At 51.4% G+C, this 282-nt stretch carries 1 pseudogene; it reads right to left on the minus strand.

Annotation, left to right across the window (positions count from 1 at the left end):
• A pseudogene (locus ABT58_RS23215) lies at window positions 1-195 on the minus strand (hypothetical protein); the annotation flags it as partial.
• Window positions 196-282 lie beyond the last annotated feature (87 nt).

The following is a 282-nucleotide window of genomic DNA, read 5'->3' on the forward strand; positions in this document are numbered from 1 at the left end:
CTTCCCACCCGGTTCTAACGTAACCGTATTGCTATCTGCAGTCCAACCGTCAGGCACGTTGGCAATGACATCGACAACCGCAGCATCACAAGTCTCACTGTCCTGACTGGTCAACGTAGCGGTGTAACTCACTGTTGTGCCTGGCGCAACTTCACCACTTTGGTTTGCCGTTAGCGCCAATACAGGGTTTGCCAACAAACACACCTCCATAGGAGCTTCAACCGTATAGTTTGCCGTCACTTGATTAAGATAACGGCTGTCAGCTCCGTTGACCGCCTGAAT

This window comes from Photobacterium aphoticum (assembly GCF_001029435.1).
GTDB lineage: Bacteria > Pseudomonadota > Gammaproteobacteria > Enterobacterales > Vibrionaceae > Photobacterium > Photobacterium aphoticum.